The 18,926-nt window shown below is 60.7% G+C and carries 22 protein-coding genes and 1 tRNA gene; 15 read left to right on the forward strand and 8 right to left on the reverse strand.

Features of this window, described 5'->3' with window-relative positions; genetic code table 11:
• Positions 1-109: 109 nt before the first annotated feature.
• From FHS69_RS06565 to FHS69_RS06575, 3 genes are all read right to left on the reverse strand, one after another.
• Positions 110-298 (reverse strand): (2Fe-2S)-binding protein, encoded by a 189-nt coding sequence (locus tag FHS69_RS06565; protein WP_067462624.1) that lies wholly within the window; start codon positions 296-298, stop codon positions 110-112.
• Positions 299-364: 66 nt separating this feature from the next.
• Entirely contained in the window at positions 365-1,654 is a 1,290-nt protein-coding gene (locus FHS69_RS06570; RefSeq protein ID WP_243844536.1) for a DUF418 domain-containing protein, read from the reverse strand.
• Positions 1,655-1,719: 65 nt separating this feature from the next.
• Entirely contained in the window at positions 1,720-2,856 is a 1,137-nt protein-coding gene (locus tag FHS69_RS06575; protein WP_166776968.1) for an SPOR domain-containing protein, read from the reverse strand.
• 232 nt (positions 2,857-3,088) lie between these two features.
• Between FHS69_RS06575 and FHS69_RS06580 the strand changes: the two genes are divergently transcribed.
• From FHS69_RS06580 to FHS69_RS06590, 3 genes are read left to right on the forward strand one after another with little or no spacing between them, the layout of a single operon-like run.
• Entirely contained in the window at positions 3,089-3,805 is a 717-nt protein-coding gene (locus FHS69_RS06580; protein WP_166776969.1) for a ParA family protein, read from the forward strand.
• A 23-nt stretch (positions 3,806-3,828) separates the two neighbouring features.
• Positions 3,829-4,371: a hypothetical protein gene (locus tag FHS69_RS06585; RefSeq protein WP_166776970.1), complete on the forward strand. Its 543-nt coding sequence runs from the start codon at positions 3,829-3,831 to the stop codon at positions 4,369-4,371.
• A gap of 35 nt (positions 4,372-4,406) precedes the next feature.
• Complete coding sequence (locus tag FHS69_RS06590; RefSeq protein ID WP_166776971.1) at positions 4,407-5,732, forward strand: SPOR domain-containing protein; 1,326 nt, start codon at positions 4,407-4,409, stop codon at positions 5,730-5,732.
• A gap of 60 nt (positions 5,733-5,792) precedes the next feature.
• Here the strand turns inward: FHS69_RS06590 and FHS69_RS06595 are convergent, their stop codons facing one another.
• Positions 5,793-7,022, reverse strand: coding sequence for a dihydroorotase (locus tag FHS69_RS06595; RefSeq protein ID WP_166776972.1), 1,230 nt, complete (start codon positions 7,020-7,022; stop codon positions 5,793-5,795).
• Positions 7,019-8,044, reverse strand: a complete 1,026-nt coding sequence (locus tag FHS69_RS06600) for an aspartate carbamoyltransferase catalytic subunit (RefSeq protein ID WP_166776973.1) — start codon at positions 8,042-8,044, stop codon at positions 7,019-7,021. The genes FHS69_RS06595 and FHS69_RS06600 overlap by 4 nt, the downstream gene beginning before the upstream one ends.
• A gap of 103 nt (positions 8,045-8,147) precedes the next feature.
• Between FHS69_RS06600 and sppA the strand changes: the two genes are divergently transcribed.
• From sppA to FHS69_RS06660, 12 genes are all read left to right on the forward strand, one after another.
• A complete protein-coding gene (gene sppA / locus FHS69_RS06605; protein ID WP_166776974.1) occupies positions 8,148-10,028 on the forward strand; it encodes a signal peptide peptidase SppA in 1,881 nt (626 codons plus the stop codon).
• 78 nt (positions 10,029-10,106) lie between these two features.
• Positions 10,107-10,181, forward strand: a tRNA-Val gene (locus FHS69_RS06610).
• A gap of 366 nt (positions 10,182-10,547) precedes the next feature.
• The gene (locus FHS69_RS06615) at positions 10,548-11,312 is read left to right on the forward strand and encodes a hypothetical protein (RefSeq protein WP_166776975.1); all 765 of its coding nucleotides are present in this window, start codon (positions 10,548-10,550) and stop codon (positions 11,310-11,312) included.
• A gap of 53 nt (positions 11,313-11,365) precedes the next feature.
• Positions 11,366-11,608 (forward strand): helix-turn-helix domain-containing protein, encoded by a 243-nt coding sequence (locus FHS69_RS13970; RefSeq protein ID WP_208380109.1) that lies wholly within the window; start codon positions 11,366-11,368, stop codon positions 11,606-11,608.
• 88 nt (positions 11,609-11,696) lie between these two features.
• On the forward strand, positions 11,697-12,017 hold the full coding sequence (locus tag FHS69_RS06625) for a hypothetical protein (protein ID WP_166776976.1): 321 nt from the start codon (positions 11,697-11,699) through the stop codon (positions 12,015-12,017).
• Between the two features lie 49 nt (positions 12,018-12,066).
• Complete coding sequence (locus FHS69_RS06630; protein ID WP_166776977.1) at positions 12,067-12,786, forward strand: P-loop NTPase family protein; 720 nt, start codon at positions 12,067-12,069, stop codon at positions 12,784-12,786.
• On the forward strand, positions 12,783-13,454 hold the full coding sequence (locus FHS69_RS06635) for a hypothetical protein (protein WP_166776978.1): 672 nt from the start codon (positions 12,783-12,785) through the stop codon (positions 13,452-13,454). The genes FHS69_RS06630 and FHS69_RS06635 overlap by 4 nt, the downstream gene beginning before the upstream one ends.
• Positions 13,455-13,722: 268 nt before the next feature.
• Positions 13,723-14,061, forward strand: coding sequence for a plasmid mobilization protein (locus FHS69_RS06640; protein WP_166776979.1), 339 nt, complete (start codon positions 13,723-13,725; stop codon positions 14,059-14,061).
• Positions 14,058-15,869, forward strand: a complete 1,812-nt coding sequence (locus FHS69_RS06645; RefSeq protein WP_166776980.1) for a relaxase/mobilization nuclease domain-containing protein — start codon at positions 14,058-14,060, stop codon at positions 15,867-15,869. The genes FHS69_RS06640 and FHS69_RS06645 overlap by 4 nt, the downstream gene beginning before the upstream one ends.
• A 275-nt stretch (positions 15,870-16,144) precedes the next feature.
• A complete protein-coding gene (locus FHS69_RS06650; protein WP_166776981.1) occupies positions 16,145-16,396 on the forward strand; it encodes a cold-shock protein in 252 nt (83 codons plus the stop codon).
• Positions 16,397-16,469: 73 nt separating this feature from the next.
• Positions 16,470-16,664, forward strand: coding sequence for a hypothetical protein (locus FHS69_RS06655; RefSeq protein WP_166776982.1), 195 nt, complete (start codon positions 16,470-16,472; stop codon positions 16,662-16,664).
• A 158-nt stretch (positions 16,665-16,822) separates the two neighbouring features.
• Entirely contained in the window at positions 16,823-17,002 is a 180-nt protein-coding gene (locus FHS69_RS06660) for a hypothetical protein (protein WP_166776983.1), read from the forward strand.
• Between the two features lie 448 nt (positions 17,003-17,450).
• Here FHS69_RS06660 and FHS69_RS06665 read toward each other — a convergent pair whose 3' ends face one another.
• The 3 genes from FHS69_RS06665 to FHS69_RS06675 all read right to left on the reverse strand — a co-directional run bounded on the left by FHS69_RS06665 (position 17,451) and on the right by FHS69_RS06675 (position 18,512).
• Positions 17,451-17,711, reverse strand: coding sequence for a hypothetical protein (locus tag FHS69_RS06665; protein WP_166776984.1), 261 nt, complete (start codon positions 17,709-17,711; stop codon positions 17,451-17,453).
• 29 nt (positions 17,712-17,740) lie between these two features.
• The gene (locus tag FHS69_RS06670) at positions 17,741-17,977 is read right to left on the reverse strand and encodes a hypothetical protein (RefSeq protein ID WP_208380111.1); all 237 of its coding nucleotides are present in this window, start codon (positions 17,975-17,977) and stop codon (positions 17,741-17,743) included.
• A gap of 319 nt (positions 17,978-18,296) precedes the next feature.
• Positions 18,297-18,512, reverse strand: coding sequence for a hypothetical protein (locus FHS69_RS06675; protein ID WP_166776986.1), 216 nt, complete (start codon positions 18,510-18,512; stop codon positions 18,297-18,299).
• Positions 18,513-18,926 lie beyond the last annotated feature (414 nt).

Consider the following 18,926-nt stretch of genomic DNA (forward strand, 5'->3'; position numbering starts at 1 on the left):
CTGCTGCACGCGAGTGCCGCCTACGCCCGGCAGTGGCAATCTGGCAAGGTCGAAATGCTAAAAATCGGCGGATTTCCGCCAGTTGCGAGCGATATTCGTTAGCGCCGGTTCAGGCTGCCGCAGCCATACAGCCGCGTTCGCGCTCGTCATCGAGGATGCCGTCGGCCTCGTTCAGGCAGCTGCCGCAGCACGGCGATTTGCCAAGCGCCGCGTAGCAGGCTTCGGCATCGCCGGCGACATGCCGTGCGGCCTGGCGGAGTTCGCTTTCGCGGATCGCGTTACAGATGCAGACGTACACTCGAACACTCCTGCGATTGGTTCGCAGAAGCCGTTCTAATGAGAGTCGTTCTCACTATCAACCCCCTCATCGTCGGAGAGGGAACACCCGTAGGTATGTGAGGCAGCGCCAGAGCCATTCGAGCGGGCCGAAGCGGAAGCGTTCGAGCCATGGCTTCGACCATGCCAGCATGAGGGCCCAGGCTGCTAAAGTGACGAGATACAGTTCGGTCCTGCCGAGCGCACCGTAGAGCCCGACACCCCAGCCATGAAACAGCACGAGCATCACGATCGACGTCCCGAGATAATTGGTGAAGGCGGCGCGACCGGCAGCGGAAATGCGCTCTGCAAGCCAACCCGTAGCGCCCTGCCCGATCACGGCCAGCACGGCGGCGAGACCCAGCACCACTGGCAGGCGCGGGAGCAGAGAAACGCTCATGAACGCGGCCAGCGTGCTCCAATAGGAAAAACCCGTGCCCTTGACCCATAGCGCGACCAGCAGCGTAGCCACGCTGCCAAGAACGATCCCGGCAATCCCCCAGCGCAGCATCTTGCGCGAATCCAGGCCGCCGCTGAAGAAACCCCAGCGATAGAGCGCCATCCCGATCAACATCAGCGGGATCGATTCGAAGGCGAACAGGAACAGGCCGAACAGCGGGTCGGCGGCATGTTCGGTCAGGTTGTATTGGACGTACTCGAGGTATGAACCCTCGGTGATGATGCGATATTCGGTCTCGCCCGCAGCCAGCGTGCTTGCCTTGTCTGCCGCAAACTGTTCGCGTGTCTCGGAAAAGTCGGGCTGATCGCCAAAGCTGGTTTCCGCAATCAGATAGGGGGACAGCGCGAAACTCCCGACCAGCAGGATCCCCAGCGTATAGCCTACCAGCCCGACCACCAATTGCGTTTTGGCTGCCCAGCGGATGCAGGCCAGGGCAATGAATCCGAAGACCGCGTAGAATATGAGAATGTCGCCGCGCCAGATCAGGTAGAAATGCACCAGGCCGAACAACAACAGCCAGAAGAGCCGCCGTGCCTGCAACAAGCGCCCTTCACCCCGTGCCCAGGCACGCTCCATGAACAGATATAGCCCGGAGCCGAACAACAGTGTGAACAGGCCCCGCATCTTGCCGTCGATCAGCACGAACTGGGCAATCCACATCGATTCTTCCGCGGCGCTATGACCGGTCAGGAAGGCGTCGGGATACATATAGGCGGCAAAAGGCTGGCCGAACGAGACGATGTTCGCCGCCAGAATGCCCATCACCGCTATCCCGCGGATAAAATCCAGGCTGGCGATCCTGTTGCCCGACAAGGCGGTCGGAACCGCCTGATCGGGCGCGGCGTCCGCTCCTGGCGTGGTCGTTTCGTGCTGATTCATGAAGCCCCCCTTGCCCGGCGTTCTATCCGCCGTCCCGGGGAATGGAAACCCGCCGCGTCAGGGATTTAGCGCGTTACCAGGCAGGCCTGTCCACTCCGCTTCAGCGAGGCACAGGCCGCGCTTGCCTGCTCGCGGCTCGCATAACCACCCGCGAGCAATCGGGTGAGCCTGCCAGACTTGAGCAAAACGCGCTCGCGCCCCGCAATTTCGCTGCGTCCCGCAAGCTGGCTCCAGAGCTTCTCGGCATTGCCCGGCACGCCAAACGCACCAAGCTGGACTTTCCACGGCCCGCTCAACCGCTCCACAGCGGCTGCGGGTGCGGGTGCGGGTGCAGCCTGAGGCACGGGGGTGGTAACGCGTGTAGCCTCGGGTGCTTCAGCGACGGTCACCGCTGCGCGTGAAAGGTCCTCCGCCTTCTGCGCGGCCACCACCGTCGGCTGCGCTGACGGCAGCGTATAATCGGCTCCGGCCGAACCGGCGGTCGAAGCCGTCCCGGCTACCCGCGGCGTTCCCGCAGGTCGCACGACGGGCTGCGGCTGGGCAGGTGTTGTGACCACCGGCACAGTGGGTGCATCGGTGCCAAGCGCAAGGTCGACTGCAGCCAGCTGCCGAGCACGCGCGGCCTCGGCTTCGGCCTTGAGCGAGGCAGCCATGGGTTGCGCGGCTTCGCGATCCTCGAGCGGGATATACTCGTCCATCTGCGCCAGCGCGCCGCGGGCCTGCGGCAGGCCTGCCGAATTGGCGAGCGTCAGCAGGGCATAGGCGCGGCGCCAGTCCTTCTTGACCAGGTCACCGTTGAAATGGGCGATACCCAGCACGTATTGCGCCCGCGGATCGCCGCGCATCGCCGCGGCCGAGATATAGGGCAGTGCTTCCTCGCGTGCGCCACGCTGGAACAGCAGCAGCCCGTAATTGTCGGCGGCCTTCACGTGGCCCTGCGCGGCGGCGCGCGCATACAGTGCCTCGGCCTGCGCGACATCGGTCTCCACGCCCCGGCCCAGCCGGTAGGCCTGGCCCATGTTGAATTGCGCATCGGGATCACCCTCGGCAGCAGGCCCCGCCCACTCGCGCACCGCAGTGGCGAAATCCCCGGCGGTCCAGGCATCCACCCCCGCCTTCACTTCGGCCATCGCGGGGGCTGCAGCCATGCCCGTCAGTACCAGAGCCCCTGCCAACCATGCTGCTTTTGCCGAACGTAGCATTTGCCTCACCTTCCCATGCGCCGACGCGAACGAATGCGCCGCTTCCGCGCCATCCTATAGTAAATCGCCCGTTAGCAAAGTGTTGCTGCCGATCCGACGGGATTCGAGACCAGTCAAAGTGTGCCCCGGTTAACCCAAAATTAGGGGTAGTCTGCGATTTCCACGGCAAGACAGCTGCAGACGATCGCAGCAGAACGAACAGGATTCAGGCGCAACCCAGGGGGACCAAGTCTTGCGTGTACTGGCATTGGCATCGCAGAAGGGCGGATCGGGCAAGACCACCCTCTCGGGACATCTGGCGGTTCAGGCGCAACGCGCCGGCGCCGGCCCGGTCGTCCTGATCGATATCGACCCGCAGGGGTCGCTTGCCGATTGGTGGAACGAGCGTGCCGACGAATTCCCGGCCTTTGCGCAGACCACGGTCGCGCGTCTGGCCACCGATCTCGCGATCCTCCGCCAGCAGGGTTTCAAGCTTGCGGTCATCGACACGCCGCCCGCAATCACCATGGCGATCCAGTCGGTGATTTCGGTCGCGGAACTGATCGTGGTCCCGACCCGGCCCAGCCCGCACGACCTTCGCGCCGTCGGCGCGACGGTTGATCTGTGCGAACGCGCCGGCAAGCCGCTGGTCTTCGTGGTCAATGCCGCGACGCCCAAGGCGAAGATCACCTCGGAAGCCGCCGTCGCGCTGTCGCAGCACGGTACGGTCGCTCCGATCACGCTGCACCACCGCACCGATTTCGCCGCCTCGATGATCGACGGGCGCACGGTCATGGAAGTCGATCCCGAAAGCCGGTCGGCTGCCGAAGTCACCGCTTTGTGGAAATACATCGCCGACCGGCTGGAGAAAAACTTCCGCCGGACGGTCTTCGCCGCCCCCAATTCGCAATCCGCGATGCCGGGTGTCCATCGTCCCGCCGGTGGCTTCGGCCGCCGCGTGGCCCAGTGATCGCGCAAGGCCGAGATAGCCGGATGACTGACGCCAATTTCGCCTCTCTGTCCTCCACCCTGCTGGCTCGCAAGGGCGGGGCAAAGCCTGCCATGCGCCCGCAATCGGGTATCGTCGGTCCGGTCGATGGCAAGGAGGCCGCCGCCAATCTGGAAGATCTCGGCTGGAACGACATGGGCGAGGCGCAGGCAGACCTGCCGGCGCGCGAAGCCGAAGACGCGACCGAAGCGAAAGCCCCGGCCGAGAACGTCGTGGCGATTGCTCCGCAGGCCGCGAACGAAAGAGCCGCGCCCAACCAGGTGCGTACGTCGCTCGACCGGATTCAGGCGCAGCTCGACAAGCCCGCTCGCGAGCGTCCCGCGATGCGCCGCCCTGCCGCAACGCAAGGCAAGCGCGCGGCCTTCACGCTGCGGCTCGACCAGGAACGCCATCTGATGCTGCGCCTCGCGTGTACCGTACGCGGACGCAGTGCCCAGCAATTGGTGACAGATGCGCTCGACGCATTGCTCGCCGAAATGCCCGAAATCGCAAGTCTCGCCGCGCAAGTACAGCGCGGCGACCAGTAAATCGAACGACGCGGAATCGCCTCAAGGGGGTAAGAATGAGCATCGAGACGAAAGCAAGGAACAAGCGGTTCGTCCAGCTCGCCGTCACCACGGCGCTGGCGAGCGCCGCGCTGACGGCGTGCACCGGCAAGTCTGCACCCGGCCACGCCTCATCGGCGGCGCATGCCGAAAAAGCCTTGGACAAGGGCCAGGCATCGAAGGCCGTGCGGCACGCGGAAGCGGCGGTACTCGCCAGCCCGCGTGACGCCGCCACGCGCACGTTGCTGGCCAATGCCTATCTCGAGGATGGCCGCTTCGCTTCGGCCGCCACGACCTTCGCCGAGGCGGTCGAACTTGGCGACACCGCACCGCGGACGGTTATCAGTTTCACGCTGGCGCAGATCGCCGTGGGTGACCAGCGCGGCGCACTGGAAACGCTCGATCGCTTCGAAGCGGCGCTGGATCCGGCCGACTACGGTCTCGCCATCGCGCTATCCGGCCGTCCCGATCGGGGCGTCCATGTGCTCGGCAATGCGCTGCGCGCCGGACAGAACACGCCCAAGGTTCGCCAGAACCTCGCCTATGCCTATGCCCTGCAGGGCAATTGGCGCGCGGCGCGCGTCATGGCAGCCGAGGACGTGCCCGCCGGCGAAGTCGGCGACCGGATGGCCCAATGGGCCGCTCAGGTTCGCCCCGAAGCCTATACCGGTCGCGTTGCCAGCCTGCTGGGCGTGAAGCCGCAAGCCGATCCCGGCCAGCCGGCCATGCTCGCCCTCGCCAATCACCCCAGTGATGACATGCTCGCCGCACAGGAAGTGGGCGAACTCGATCCGCTGACCGACGAGCAGCAGACCGACTTCGCTTTCGCCGAAGAACTCGCACCGGTCGCCGCCAGCGAAGGCACGGTCGACGACAGCGATGTCGCGCTGGCCGATGCCGGCTTCGCCTCTGCTCAGGGGGCAATCCGCTATGTCTCGAGCGAGGTAGTCCAGAAGACCCCCGCCCGCACGCGCCAGCCCGTCGCACCCCGGATCGCCGGAACCGCAGTGCCGCAGCGGGTCGCGGCGAACACCGGCGCAAGCGGCGATTACAACGTTCAGCTCGGCTCCTACTTCTCGATGTCCGATGCCAACGAGGCCTGGAAGCAGTTCCAGAAGCGCTATCCGGAAATGGGCGATGCCGAGCGCGTGATCACCAAGGCACGCGTCAATGGCAAGATCTACTACCGCGTCGCCGCGGCAGGCTTCGCCAAGTCTTCGGCGCAAACGCTCTGCCGTTCGGTCAAGGGCAAGGGTGGCGGTTGCATCGCTTACGCCTCTAGCCGCCCTCTACCGGGCGCGATCGACGTGGTCGACACCGGCATGCGTGTCGCCGCACGCTGACGCCAGACACACAAACCACCGAGTGACCCCGTCCGGACGATCCGGGCGGGGTTTTCGTGTCTAGCGCTTGATCGCCACGCCGCCCTTGAACAACCTTGTCACCCGCCCCTGCGTCGGCTGGCCGTCGAAGGGCGTGTTGCCCGCGCTGGCCTCCATTTTGGCACTCTGGATGACCCACGGGCGCTCGGGATCAATAATCGCGATATCCGCTTCCAATCCCGGCTTCAGCACCCCGGCAGGCACACCAAGGATCTCCGCGGGTCGCCGCGCAACGAGATCGAAGGCGCGCGGCAAGTCGATCACATCGTCGCGGACCAGCGACAGCGTCATCGCGAGCAATGTCTCGGCGCCCGCCATGCCCGGTTCCGCATCGGAGAACGGCAGGCGCTTGTCTTCGGGGCCACGCGGATCGTGGCCGCTGGCAATCACGTCGATTGTCCCGTCGCCGATCGCCTCGCGCACCGCTTCGCGATCCTCTTCGCTGCGCAGCGGGGGCGAGAGACGCGCGAAGGTCCTGAAATCGACCGTTGCGAGGTCGCTCAGCATGAAATGCGCGGGCGTGACACCGCAGGTCACCTGCACGCCGCGCGCCTTGGCCTCGCGCACCAATGCGAGGCCCGCGCGGGTCGTCACCTGACGGAAATGGATCCGGGCACGCGCCATTTCCGCAAGCGCGATGTCGCGCGCCAGGGCCAGCGCTTCCGCCTGCACGGGCGCACTCGGCAAGCCGCGCCGCGTGGCGATTTCGCCTGCGGTGGCCACCGCGCTGCCGACCAGCGCTGCATCTTCGGCATGCGCGACCACCACGAGATCGAGCATGGCGGCATATTGGAGCAAGCGCAGCATCACGCCGGAATCCGCGATCCATCGACGCCCCGTGGCAACACCCCGCGCGCCCGCTTCGCGCATCAGACCCAGTTCGGCGATCTCGCAGCCATCGAGCCCGCGTGTCGCGGCAGCGAGCGGATGCACCCAGAAATCGGGCTTCCCGCTCTTGGCGATGTAGGACACGCGGCTCGGCAGATCGAGCGGCGGGGACTGGTCGGGCATCAGCGCCGCGCGAGTGATCCCGCCGAAATGAAACGCCGGTTTGTCGATCGCGAATACGCCGAGATCGACAAGCCCCGGGGCGACAAGCGCGCCGTTGGCGTCGATGATCTCATCGACATCCTGCGCCGGGGCATCGATCGCGTCGATCATGCCGTCGACGAGGCGCAAGGTACCTTCGCGCAGACCGTCGGGGGTTACCAGCCGGCCGTTGGCGATGGTCGCGGGGCGCTGCTGCTTCATGCCGCGTCTCCCCAGCCTTCGACCCCGCGCGCACGGCGCGTGAGGACATCGAGCGCCGCCATGCGGATCGCGACCCCCATTTCGACCTGCCGGGTAATGATCGACCGGTCGATCATGTCCGCGACGTCGCTATCGATTTCCACCCCCCGGTTCATCGGCCCCGGATGCATCACCAGCGCGTCGGGCGCAGCGCGTTCGAGACGCGTCTTCGTGAGCCCGTAAAGATGGTGATACTCGCGCGCCGACGGAATGAATTGCCCGCTCATCCGCTCGGTCTGCAGGCGGAGCATCATCGCCACATCCGCCCCGTCGAGTGCGGCATCGAAATCGTGATAGACCTCGGCGCTCATCGCCTCGATCCCTGCCGGCATCAGAGCAGGAGGCGCGCACAGCCGTACGCGCGCGCCGAGTGCCTGCAGGCACAGCAGGTTCGAACGCGCGACCCGGCTGTGCAGGATGTCCCCGCAGATCACGATCACCATGCCGGTAAAATCGTCGCCCGCCTCGCCGCGCGCGCGCAGCGCATGCCGCAGGGCCAGCGCATCGAGCAGCGCCTGCGTGGGATGTTCATGCTGGCCGTCACCCGCATTGAGCACCGGGCAATCGACCTTGTCGGCGATGAGCTGCGTCGCCCCGCTCGACCCGTGGCGGATGACAATGGCGTCGGCGCGCATGGCGTTGAGCGTGATCGCCGTGTCGATCAGCGTCTCGCCCTTCTTCACGCTCGACTGCGCGGCATGCATGTTGACTACGTCCGCCCCCAACCGCTTGCCCGCGATCTCGAAGCTCAGCAGCGTGCGCGTCGAATTTTCGAAGAAGGCGTTGATCACGGTGAGCCCCGAAAGCACATTCTCGCGCTTGGTCGCCTGCCGGTTGAGCGTAACCCATTGTTCGGCCTCGTCGAGCAGAAACAGGATTTCGTGCCGTTCGAGCTGGCCGATGCCGATCAGATCGCGATGCGGGAATGCAAGCGCACCCGCAGGATAACGGGCCGCATGGGGCGGGTTTTGCGTCGATGTCATTGAGACCACGCCCTTAGTCGAGCACGATGGGGCGCTCAAGCGCTTTCCAGTGGCAATGGCGCGGCGGCTTCTCTACCTCCGGGGCCAACAGGAGATTATTAGGATGCAATTCGCTGGTAAGGTCTGGCGCCTCTTGGTGGGCATCAAGGACGGGTTGGTGCTCGTTTTCATGCTGCTGTTCTTCTCTGCGCTGTTCGCCGTGCTGACCACCCGCCCCAGCCCTGCCGCCGTGCGCGACGGTGCGCTGGTGCTCGAACTCGATGGCGTCGTGGTCGAGGAGCGGGCAGAGATCGACCCGATCGAGGCGCTGCTGTCCGGCGAAGCACCGATGGGTGAATACCAGGCACGTGACCTCGTGCATGCACTCGACGAGGCCGCCAGCGACGAACGCATCACTGCAGTGGTCCTCGATCTCGACCGCTTCCTCGGGGGCGGGCAAGTCCACATGCAGGCCATCGGCGAAGCGCTCGACCGCGTGCGGGCGGCCGAAAAACCCGTGCTGGCCTATGCCACCGCCTATACGGACGACGGCATGCTGCTGGCTGCGCATGCCAGCGAAGTTTGGGTCAATCCACTGGGCGGAGCGCTGGTGACCGGCCCGGGCGGCCAGCAGCTGTACTACGCCGGCCTGCTCGAGAAGCTCAAGGTCAATGCACGCGTTTACAAGGTGGGCGAGTACAAGAGCGCGGTCGAACCCTATAGCCGCGCCGACATGTCCGATGCGGCGCGTGAAAACGCGCGCGCTCTCTACGAGACTCTGTGGGAGGAATATCGGGCCAATCTGAAGAAGGCCCGCCCCGGCGCCGATATCGCGCGCGTTACCGACGCCCCGGTCGAATGGATCCAATCGGCCAATGGCGATCTGGCGACGGCGGCGCTGCAGGCGGGACTGGTCGACACACTGGGCACGCGCGCCGAGTTCGAGCAGCGCGTGGTCGAACTGGTTGGCGAGGACAGCTGGCAGGACGGGCCCAACGCCTATCCGCACACCGAACTGGCCGCGTGGCTCGAGGACAATCCGCTCGACACCCCGGGCCGGCCGATCGGCGTGGTCACCGTGGCCGGGGAAATCGTCGACGGCGACGCAGGCCCGGGAACGGCAGGGGGCGACCGGATCGCCGAACTGCTCGACGACGCGCTGGAGAAAGATCTCGCCGGGCTCGTGGTCCGGGTCGATTCGCCGGGTGGCTCGGTGCTTGCGAGCGAGATGATCCGCGATGCGGTGATGCGGCACAAGGAGCGTGACATTCCCATCGTCGTATCGATGGCGAATGTCGCGGCCAGCGGCGGTTATTGGGTCTCCACGCCCGCCGACCGCATCTTCGCCGAACCCGAGACGATCACCGGTTCGATCGGCATCTTCGCGGTGATTCCCACTTTCGAGGAGACCGCCGCCATGGCCGGCGTCACCAGCGATGGAGTGCGCACCACCCCGCTTTCCGGCCAACCCGATCTGGTGGGGGGCCTAACACCCGAAACCGACGCCATGCTGCAGGCCTATATCGAAGACGGCTACGAGGACTTCCTCACCCGCGTGGGCGAAGCACGCGGAATGACGCGCGACCAGGTCGACGCGGTCGGCCAAGGCCGGGTGTGGGATGGCGGCACCGCGCGCCAGCTGCGGCTGGTCGACGAATATGGCGGGATGGAAGAGGCCCTCGCCTGGGTCGCCACGCAGGCCGAACTGGGAGAGGACTGGCATCCACTCTACCTCGGCACGAGCGCTTCGACCTATGACACGCTGCTGCGCCAATGGCTGATCGGCGATAGTGAGCGGGCAGCCACGGGCGGCGACATCTTCGCGCGAATGGCACGCGGCCAATCCGCGATCAGCGGACAGATCGCCGCGGATGCCGAGCGCCTGCTGGGCGCCCGCGGCGCGCAGGCCTATTGCCTTGCCTGCCCTGCGCCCCGCCCGGGCGACGCACAGATGCGAAGCGCCGACGGCTGGCTCGCACGCTTGGCGGCGCTGCTGTTCGGATAGGGCGCTTGCCTTGATGCGATTCGCGCAGTAGAGGCGCGCTCCTGCCCCTCCGCCACGGCGCGCGGAGATGCGACGGGCGGGCGCGTAGCTCAGTGGTAGAGCACACCCTTCACACGGGTGGGGTCGCAAGTTCAATCCTTGCCGCGCCCACCACCTTTTCAATGACTTAGAAGAGGCGGCTCGCGGCTCCATGAAAAAAACATGAAAAACTTTGGCAGACGTCTGTGAACACTGGCGGGGCTTGAAAACAATGCGCGCTGTCGGCGGATCGATCCCGCAAAATCTCAGCCATGAACCAGAAGGCTACCGCTTTCTCACGAGCGGCGAACTCATTTCCGACTGGAAAGCGAAAAGCACGCTGGTTTACTAAACGCCTCTGGGCCGAAGGCGTTAACCTCGCGAGATGCAGCACCCCTCGACAATCCGATACTCTTCAAATCGGAGTTTGGGTCACGGGCATGATCGGCGCCTAAGCCAATTCTATCGATTCTATAAAGAAATCTCGGACTTGAGAATTTTATGATTAGTGATGTAGAATACACAAAATTCAGCACGAAGGACTGTCGCGAAGTCGATGAATTAGTGCGGAGAAATAATCGAAGTTATCGTAAAGAAGCCCTTTCGGAAAAGGAATTGCGGGAACTTTCGATGAAATTAGATTCTATTTCCGAATTCTACTCTATCGGCGGACTATCTAAATCAATAAACACCTCGAGCCAAAGAATTGAACTTTACGAAGGGGTTAAGCTTCACAGCGAAGCCCTACTAAAGCTCTTATCAGTGGATGAAGAAAGTATATCTTCTGGGATAAACTTAGCTCATTTCTACGATAATGGTATGTTCGACCAGAACTTCACCTTGGCAAACCGCTTTGTCGAAATCCTACCTCTGATGATATCATTGTGTGAGGCTGGCATTCTTAGCGAAGATGGTGAAGCCAAGCGAGGCGACATTCCGGACGTAGATCTTCATGTGCTAGCGGGGCGCGTCGGCTATCAATACAAGATGTACTGGGGCGGCGGAAAAGTACCTTTGGGTTTGAACGTTCACGGAGAAGGGGGACCTGGTGTCAGGTTCATGCAGTGGGCGATCGCGAAGATCATAAATCGTCCAATACAGCCCAGACAGGTAATTTATGCGTATAAAAGGGCCCCGTTTACAGCGAGCAATTCTCTGAACCTTGAGCACGAGACGACGGGTCGCTGTCTATTGAAGCCGAAAACCGCGGACGAACCTATAGCGTGCATAGATTGCCTTGAAATCGAGCATTTGTTCGCGCTCTAGCTCAGCCGATTGTCCAGCTAAGCTCGTTTGTATCCACAGAAGAGGAAACAAACGTGATCAGGACCGAACTACCGTCAGAAAACGGCGAAACTCAACAACTCGTTTTCGCTCTCACCGTCGAGGAGGCGGCCAAAGTTGCAAGAGTATCGCGATCAACAATCTATTTGGCACTGCGTTCTGGCACGCTGACCGCCAGAAAGGCCGGCCGTCGGACGATCATATGTCCGAGTGACCTTCAGCGGTTCATCGATGGCCTGCCCCTATTCCCTGGTCGCGCTAGCGAAGGGGGTGAATGAGATGACGGCAGCGATTACTAAGGCGTCAAATTCCGAAAGTCTCGCCTCTACAGCAAGTGCTATGCTTTGCCGCACGCGAGACCTTGCGATGAACTCGAGCAAATACCGCGCGCAGGAGCTCGCGCGGCTGGTTCTAGAGGAAGCGCCCAATTTCGGCGCGGCCGAATTGCGAGATCCCGAGATTCTAAGGATTCTCGAGAGCGAGACCATTGGTCTCGCCACCTTCAAGAAGGCCCTGAGCGCTGTGCGCCAAGAGTTGACGAAGCCACCCCGGGCTCCATCACCCCGCCGCAAAACCAAGGCGCGTTCGGCGACGAAAGTTTCGCCGCCTGATGCGGCGCAGGGTGAACAGAAGGACCTTCTCGGCGGCTCTGCCGCAATGAAGAATGTTCCTCGCAGCACGCTTTAAGCGCGGTCGCTAAAGCGACCAACCTCTCCCCAAGATCGAAAGAAAACCCATGCGTCAGCTTACTCGGCGTGAGATCACGTACGCCATATTTGCAATCGACGGAGGAAAAGGCGGTGTCGGAAAGTCCTGGCTAGTTCGCCTCCTTGCCTTCCTTTTGACCATCAACGAAATCGGGTGGGTGGGGTTCGATGTCGATCCCACCAACCAAAACTTTATTCGCTTTCATGCCAATGATGACATTACGTTTATCGATTGGACGATACCTGGCGAGTGGGATCGAATGCTCTCGCTGATCTCCCAAGTCGATCCTGAAAAGTGCATCTTGATCGATTTCGCCAGTCAGATCGGTAGTGTTCTGCCAGTCCAGTATCCGCGCATGCAGGCCACTGCAGATCATCTCGGACGGCAACTCTTCCGCCTTTGGACCGCGTCGCCCGAATACGACAGTTTGAACATCCTCAATCAGACCTTGGAGCAGGTGAGTTGCGATCGCACTTTCGCAGTCAAAAACATGCGCGCTGCGACCAAGGAGGATTTCCGCGAATGGGATTTGAGCAATACGCGTGCATCGTTGCTTGCTGCCGGCGGTACCGAACTGGTTATGCCTGAGCTATCCGTCGGAGCCGCGAGAGCGCTTGAACGCGAGGACACGCCATTCATCCACGCGTCTTTGGATACTCTGCCGGCATGGTTCTACTACGATGTTCAAGCCTACCTCAGCGAGGTCCGAACAGCTTTTGCTCCCCTTATCGGAAGGATCTCGCAATGACTGAGCGACTGGACCATCCGACACTCTACAAAGAGGCCACGGGGCGTGAAATGTCGTCCGAGGACAGGGAAGAACTGCGCAGCTTTCTGCGTCTCGCACCACCAGCACTCGCACAATCAGCGACCTACGTTGCTGACATCATGATCCGGCAGGCCCAGAACCGGATACTGTGCGAAACGATCTCCACCGCAGGGGATCAAATCCTCAAGCAGGTACAGAAAAGGTCGGACTCGGTCGTCAATGCTCTTGTGGGAGAAACCGTCGAGCGCATTCACAAGTCTTCACCTTCGGCGGAGGCGGCAGCGAACAAAGCGTTCCTGAGGGGTCTTTGGCTCTTTCTGGCGGCATTCACGTTGGCGGCCCTGTTTCTAGTGACCGTCGTCGCCTGGGGTTGGATCAGGCCTCAGTGGTTCTCGCAAGAGTACTACGCGAAGATCCATTTCGCAGAGGTCGTCGAAGAAGCCGTAGGCGGCGATGTCGATTGGACACGGCGTGAGGACCCATTCGATGAATCTCTCGTAGCAGTCGTCAATTATGCCGAAGCACGGGGTACGAGTGCCGATCCCTATCATCGTTTAAGCCTTCATGAGGCTTGCCGAGCTCCCGGACAGATCCCTTATCGGTCTCGCGGGCAGGATAGATGCCGGTACGATTTGCCGCGGAATTGATACCCTCAATGCGCAGGCACTGTCCTTGGGGGTGCAACACCTGAAGCTGCCTTCTGTATTCTCGTCCACCGTAGGGTTGGGGCTACAGAAGGCAGGAGGGTTTCCCAGCAGATGTAAGATCGCAGCGATAGCGATCTACAAATCCTTGGGATCGGTTCTCATCGAACCAATTCCGCAATCTCCGAGGCGAGCCGACGGGGCTCGCTGATTCTCAACAAGAAGGCGTTTTCTTCCCATTCGAGGAGGAAAATAAAAGGCAGGATGGAGCGTGTTTACACGCTCGGCCCTGTGCTCGGCGGGCGCCTTCTCGCAGCAGGTGTTATCCAAGATGACAAGAACAGCGTCACTGCGACTTACGCAGCTTGAGTTCGAAGAGATCAAGGTCGCCGCACAAGCTGCACACCTTCCCGTCGGGACCTATCTGTATAAGCGCGTAACCGCTTCGCCGATCATATCTACGCCAAGGTTGGCAGCATTGGCTCAGCTGATCAGTCTACTGCAAAAGCTCGAAGTCGAAGGTCGTGGTGAAGCTCACCTAATAGATGAGCTTCGTGAACTGGCTGCGGTGTTAGCCGAACCCTCATCACCGTCGGATGAGTTTGCATGATCATCAAACGCATTCGCAAACACGCAAAGCGTCGGCATCGTTCGCTTTCCGAAATCTCGACGATCGCGAACGTGCTTTCAGCTTATGTGCTTAATGCGAGTGCCGATCCAGCTTTGGTTCGGGACGGAGAGAATGCACTCGCGCAGTACGTTCTCGACGCTCAAGTTCTGGCAGGTCATTCCGCCCAACCTGGCGAGAAGGTCGACATTCACGGGACGCGGTGTCTGATTGGACACGAGCTGGCGCTGCACCAACAACAAATCCTAGCAGCCTCCCTTCTCGTACCGCATGCGAAAGACCCGATCGAACATTACATGCTCAGTTGGCAGGCTGACGAATTCCCGACCCCGCATCAAGTCGAGGAGGCGGTCGACATCTTTGCAGGAGAAATGGGTTACCAGAATTGCCAGATCATTTGGGCGACCCATTCCAATACGGCGAACTACCACCTCCATCTTGTCGTGAACCGGATTGATCTCGTCAGACAAAAGGTCGCGTCCCCCGGCGATGGGTGGGAGATCGACAGACTTCACCAGGTCACGGCACTCATTGAGGATGCTCAGGGTTGGGCTGCTGAACCAAATGCGATCTACGAGTCTAAAACAGGTGAAGTTCGCGAGCGCGTGACCGACAAAGTGGTGCGCCTGGCAAACGGTTCCCGTGAGGGATGCTACCATCGCAGAAAGAATGCTCCTGAGAGATGGCGCGAAGACAGCCATCATAAGATTGCCGATGAACTTAGAGCGGCCGTCAGCTGGCAGGACCTTCACAATCGTCTCAGCAAGCTGAATGCGGAGTACCGTCAGAAAGGTTCGGGAGCAGAGATCGCCATCGGTTCGGTCCGCATGAAAGCAACGTCGTTTGGCCGGGAGTTTTCGTATGGCAGAATGATCAAGAAATTGGGTGAATTCACGTCTGATCCACTTCGCGAATGCGACCCATATCAAGACTATCTCGCAGCTGCTCGGATAGAACGCGAGCGAGTGCGCGAGGCTTGGAATGAGGCGTTGGCCGATATCAAAGCGCGGCGCAAACTACTGTTAAAGAAGGCCCGCCTAGAGAAGGAAAGCTACGAAACCATCATCGATGAAGCTCGCCTCAAGCTTTGTTTCGATCTTGCCGAAGCCGAGACCAATAAAGCATTTGATCGGGCCCGAGCCACGATAGCCGCCAATAAGCTACGCCGTGATGTCTGGTATAAGGCCGACTGCCCAAAACCTGATCGGGTCGCACTGCCCGAACTAATTTTCACCCCAAATCTCCGGCGCGATAAGGGAATAGCGAAGGAGTTTGGTCTGGCTGGATCTCAATGCAACCAAATCGTTGAATATCGCCGCGAGGACGGACGCCTCGCCATTCGCGATGTTGGTGTCGCCTTGATCGTCGATCCAATCGACAAGAATGCGATCGCTGCAGGATTGGCTCTGGCCCACACGCGTGGAGGTCACATTCCAATCACGGGTTCAAAGGATTTCCAGGGGATTTGCCGAGAGATCGCGATAGCGAGGGGCTACAAGCTGACACTGCATTCGGGGGAGGTTCTTTACGATCCTGCCGAACAGCGCCGAAAGGTCGTCGAACCAAAGCCAGTGTTGGAAACGGTGAGCAAGCCAGCACCGCCTTCAGTAAGGTTACGAACTGACAGGGGAGGGAATTCGGCGAAGCCTACGGGCAAGCGCGCCTCGCCACCGTCTAATTTGCAGAAAGGCTCGAACCCAGATCAACCTCACAAGGAAGCCGATGATTATCTGAGTGATGCAATAAGTTGGGCTGCTCTGAAAAGCGGAAAGACGCGATCTGGATTGTGATCTAGTCCGAAATTGGGCCGATTGCTGACAGCCCGCTTTCAGCGCGGGGAACATGGCAAAGCCGACATTCTGCTAACGACCCGGTTGCCGACGCGAGACAAATTACTGCCCAGTGCGGTTGTATTTTGGGCCCTCCGTAGCCATCTATAATTCAACTACCAGTCGCAATCGACGGTCACCGCTTCCACTACCGGAAGCTCTTTCCTTCAGTTTCGCCTCTTAGTCGCAGCCGGGTCAATTCTGGCGCGCTGCACACTCGTTCGAAGGAATGACAGATGACACATTACGGCAAGATCAAGAGCTACGACAGCAGCTCGGGCACTGGCTCGATCACCACTGAGAAGGGTGGTGACGCGCTCCGCTTCAAGAAGGCAGACCTGCGGCAGGAAGGCCAGGTGCCCAAGGTCGACGAGCGTTTCAGCTACGACACCAGTGAAGTCGATGGAGGCAAGAAGAGCGCCGTTAACTTGCAGCAGCAGGGCGCGGGCCAGAGCCAGAAGGAACGGGCACGCAATCAGCAGGGCTGACGCCGACAGCAGAGCCGGGGATCACCCTCCCCGGCTCTTTCTCGCTCCCTTACGAGGATTTCACACCATGCCGATGAACAAATTCCTCTTCGATCACCAGCTTGCTGCGATGAAGGTCGACCGCTCTGGGTCGGCTGAAGAGCGCAAGGAAGCCTTCGAAGCGATGGGAAATCGCGCACAGCGGATTGCTAACTGGCGAAAAACGAATGGCCTCACAGATCTTGGGTGGCCTCGTGACGAACGCCTCCCGCCACATGAGGTCGGATAAGGTTTCTACCGTTTCCGACGCAACGCCTGCGCTTCAGACTAGAACGGGCGAATGGGGAAACGAGGATAGATCGCTTTAGCCCGATCGCCCAAGCGCTTTTCCCGAAGAGTCATAGGGTCATGCCGTATTACCGATTTCATCAATCACAAGGACCGGCGGTGGCCATTACCGATGAGCGTTCCGGGGCAATACTTCCCGATTTAGGTTCGGTATGGAAGGCTGACGGCCTCACTACGGTTGTCGTCGGCGGTAGGCAAAGGTTTGGGGTAGACCAAGCGGAGATCATCGCCTCAATCGAACGGGACGGCTTCTATCTTGCATCCCTGCAAACCAAATAGCTCGAAACGCTGACTATTTTAAACAAGTTTATATGAAGGCAGAGCCAAAATGCGTCAGTTTGAAATTCACATGCCGCAAACTACGGCAAATAGACTTTGGGATCGATTAAGGGCGGACGGCATACGCGACTGCGGGAGGAGCATGGTAATCGTTGAATATAATGAACTAAGTCGAGCGAACGTCGGACTTCACTTGGCAAAGAGCGACGTCGAAGCCTCTGGCGAGATATATCCTGTTCGGGGAATGTGAGCAGCCCATCGGGCCTGCTGGACACTTTACCGATGATAGCTTCTAGAGCCAAAAATCGCTTTTCATCCGTCGGAAGTCGTGTTCACCGAGCTAGCGATGTGCCATGATCGGACGGGCAGCTGACGATCCGCATCCGAGCAATCGTTGACGTTCGAACAAACGTCCAGGAAATTCCTGCGCGCTTGGCCCCAACTGATCTCAAGAGATGTCGAATCCCATTGCCTGATAGGTCTGACGTGGCGGGCGCATTACTGAAGTTTCGACCCAGACCAACGCCCCCGCGAGATTTTCCGTCCGGTCTGCCACAAATGATACGCGGGTCACTTCCCATTCGAACAACTCGTCGCCGACGCCCGGGTATGTTATATATTCTCCGATCCGCGGGATCGTAGGCCAATCTGCTTCATGGATGATCGAAAACTGTTCTGCGGTGCCTTGCACAATTTTAACGTTCGACATGAGGCAATCTCCGTTGAGGGGCGGGGGGCCTAGTGCCCAAGGTGGACGGTTGCAGCGTCACGCTCCAACGCCGCTTCGAGACCTGCTGGGTTGATTGTCACGAAGCGAGTAGAGCCGAGCGAATGAATTTGGAGGACCGTCGCAACTCGCAGGTAAACCGTGTGCTCGTTGCCCTCGATGCACTCTTCGTCGGTATCGACCTCATAAGTGCCCGCAGGCTGCAAGCCGTCGAGTTCGGGAAGCGAGAACGGCGCCTTAAAGGTCACTTGGGTTCGGGTCGTTCGTATAGACATTCGTATCTCCGAACTTGGGCTCGCACCGCGAGATTTAACTAGAGCTAATGGTTTCTAAACCCTTGACGGCACCCACCTTCTGACTGGGCTGCGACGCGTTAGTCTTCGGCTTTTCCGCCTTGGGCTTGCGAATTTCCTTGTTCGATCTTCTCCGGCTCTTGTTCATCTTCTGTCTCCTTTATCTGACCGCGGAGCGGCTATTCTACGCGCGGTGCGTTTAAGGCCGCGGGGACGCGCCAAGCCTCTCCAACTCCGGGCCTTGAAATTCCGGGCCTTGAATTGAGGTGCACGTTCATTTTAGTTCGCGGTCGAGCGTGGCCATCCGGCGCGCCTGAGCGATCGCGTCGGTCAGCCTGGTGTAGCGAAAGCCGCCGACGGAGTAGGTCTCCGTCATGTGACGAGTGACGCCGAGCCGCTCGGCCAGTTCGGCGGAGGGCATGCTGCCGCCTTCATTTTCCCAGTCATTAAAACGGGCTACTGCGGTGCTATCTTTAGGAGGTTGAGGCATGAGATGCTCCCAGCAGCAAGCGGGAGCCCAAAGTCTCTCAGTCGCGGGCGCTCACGGAAAACGAAACCACTGCGATAAGCTCTAGATGGAGCCGAACCTTATCTGTTACAAGCCTTCGGCGTAACCTTTTCGTGAAATTACGATCAAAGGCGGCTTCCTGCCCCATTTTGCACATTCATGGCCTGACCGAAAAGTCCGAAGGCGGATAGCACTAGGGCGTATCGGCAAAGACCGCTTTCAGGAGGGACGCGTGACTAGCCCGATGGCTGAGATTAGGGCGCGTTGCCGACCGGCCACTTTTTGGGCCGATAGCGGTCGGCCTGCTGTTGGTAGCGTTGCTACGTAAAGCCGATATTGCCCAAATACTCGGATACAGGCGGTCGGCATCATTCCACGTTGCGCATTCACTCAGCG

Origin of the sequence: Qipengyuania flava (genome assembly GCF_011762005.1) — a bacterium.
GTDB classification, from domain to species: domain Bacteria; phylum Pseudomonadota; class Alphaproteobacteria; order Sphingomonadales; family Sphingomonadaceae; genus Qipengyuania; species Qipengyuania flava.

Excerpts from the sequence above, each read along its gene's own strand:
- FHS69_RS06570 (WP_243844536.1), bottom strand. The coding sequence starts at position 1,654 with ATGAATCAGCACGAAACGACCACGCCAGGAGCGGACGCCGCGCCCGAT.
- FHS69_RS06575 (WP_166776968.1), bottom strand. The coding sequence starts at position 2,856 with ATGCTACGTTCGGCAAAAGCAGCATGGTTGGCAGGGGCTCTGGTACTG.
- FHS69_RS06585 (WP_166776970.1), top strand. The coding sequence starts at position 3,829 with ATGACTGACGCCAATTTCGCCTCTCTGTCCTCCACCCTGCTGGCTCGC.
- FHS69_RS06590 (WP_166776971.1), top strand. The coding sequence starts at position 4,407 with ATGAGCATCGAGACGAAAGCAAGGAACAAGCGGTTCGTCCAGCTCGCC.
- FHS69_RS06595 (WP_166776972.1), bottom strand. The coding sequence starts at position 7,022 with ATGAAGCAGCAGCGCCCCGCGACCATCGCCAACGGCCGGCTGGTAACC.
- FHS69_RS06600 (WP_166776973.1), bottom strand. The coding sequence starts at position 8,044 with ATGACATCGACGCAAAACCCGCCCCATGCGGCCCGTTATCCTGCGGGT.
- sppA (WP_166776974.1), top strand. The coding sequence starts at position 8,148 with ATGCAATTCGCTGGTAAGGTCTGGCGCCTCTTGGTGGGCATCAAGGAC.
- FHS69_RS06615 (WP_166776975.1), top strand. The coding sequence starts at position 10,548 with ATGATTAGTGATGTAGAATACACAAAATTCAGCACGAAGGACTGTCGC.
- FHS69_RS06625 (WP_166776976.1), top strand. The coding sequence starts at position 11,697 with ATGAACTCGAGCAAATACCGCGCGCAGGAGCTCGCGCGGCTGGTTCTA.
- FHS69_RS06630 (WP_166776977.1), top strand. The coding sequence starts at position 12,067 with ATGCGTCAGCTTACTCGGCGTGAGATCACGTACGCCATATTTGCAATC.
- FHS69_RS06635 (WP_166776978.1), top strand. The coding sequence starts at position 12,783 with ATGACTGAGCGACTGGACCATCCGACACTCTACAAAGAGGCCACGGGG.
- FHS69_RS06645 (WP_166776980.1), top strand. The coding sequence starts at position 14,058 with ATGATCATCAAACGCATTCGCAAACACGCAAAGCGTCGGCATCGTTCG.
- FHS69_RS06650 (WP_166776981.1), top strand. The coding sequence starts at position 16,145 with ATGACACATTACGGCAAGATCAAGAGCTACGACAGCAGCTCGGGCACT.
- FHS69_RS06655 (WP_166776982.1), top strand. The coding sequence starts at position 16,470 with ATGAACAAATTCCTCTTCGATCACCAGCTTGCTGCGATGAAGGTCGAC.
- FHS69_RS06665 (WP_166776984.1), bottom strand. The coding sequence starts at position 17,711 with ATGTCGAACGTTAAAATTGTGCAAGGCACCGCAGAACAGTTTTCGATC.
- FHS69_RS06675 (WP_166776986.1), bottom strand. The coding sequence starts at position 18,512 with ATGCCTCAACCTCCTAAAGATAGCACCGCAGTAGCCCGTTTTAATGAC.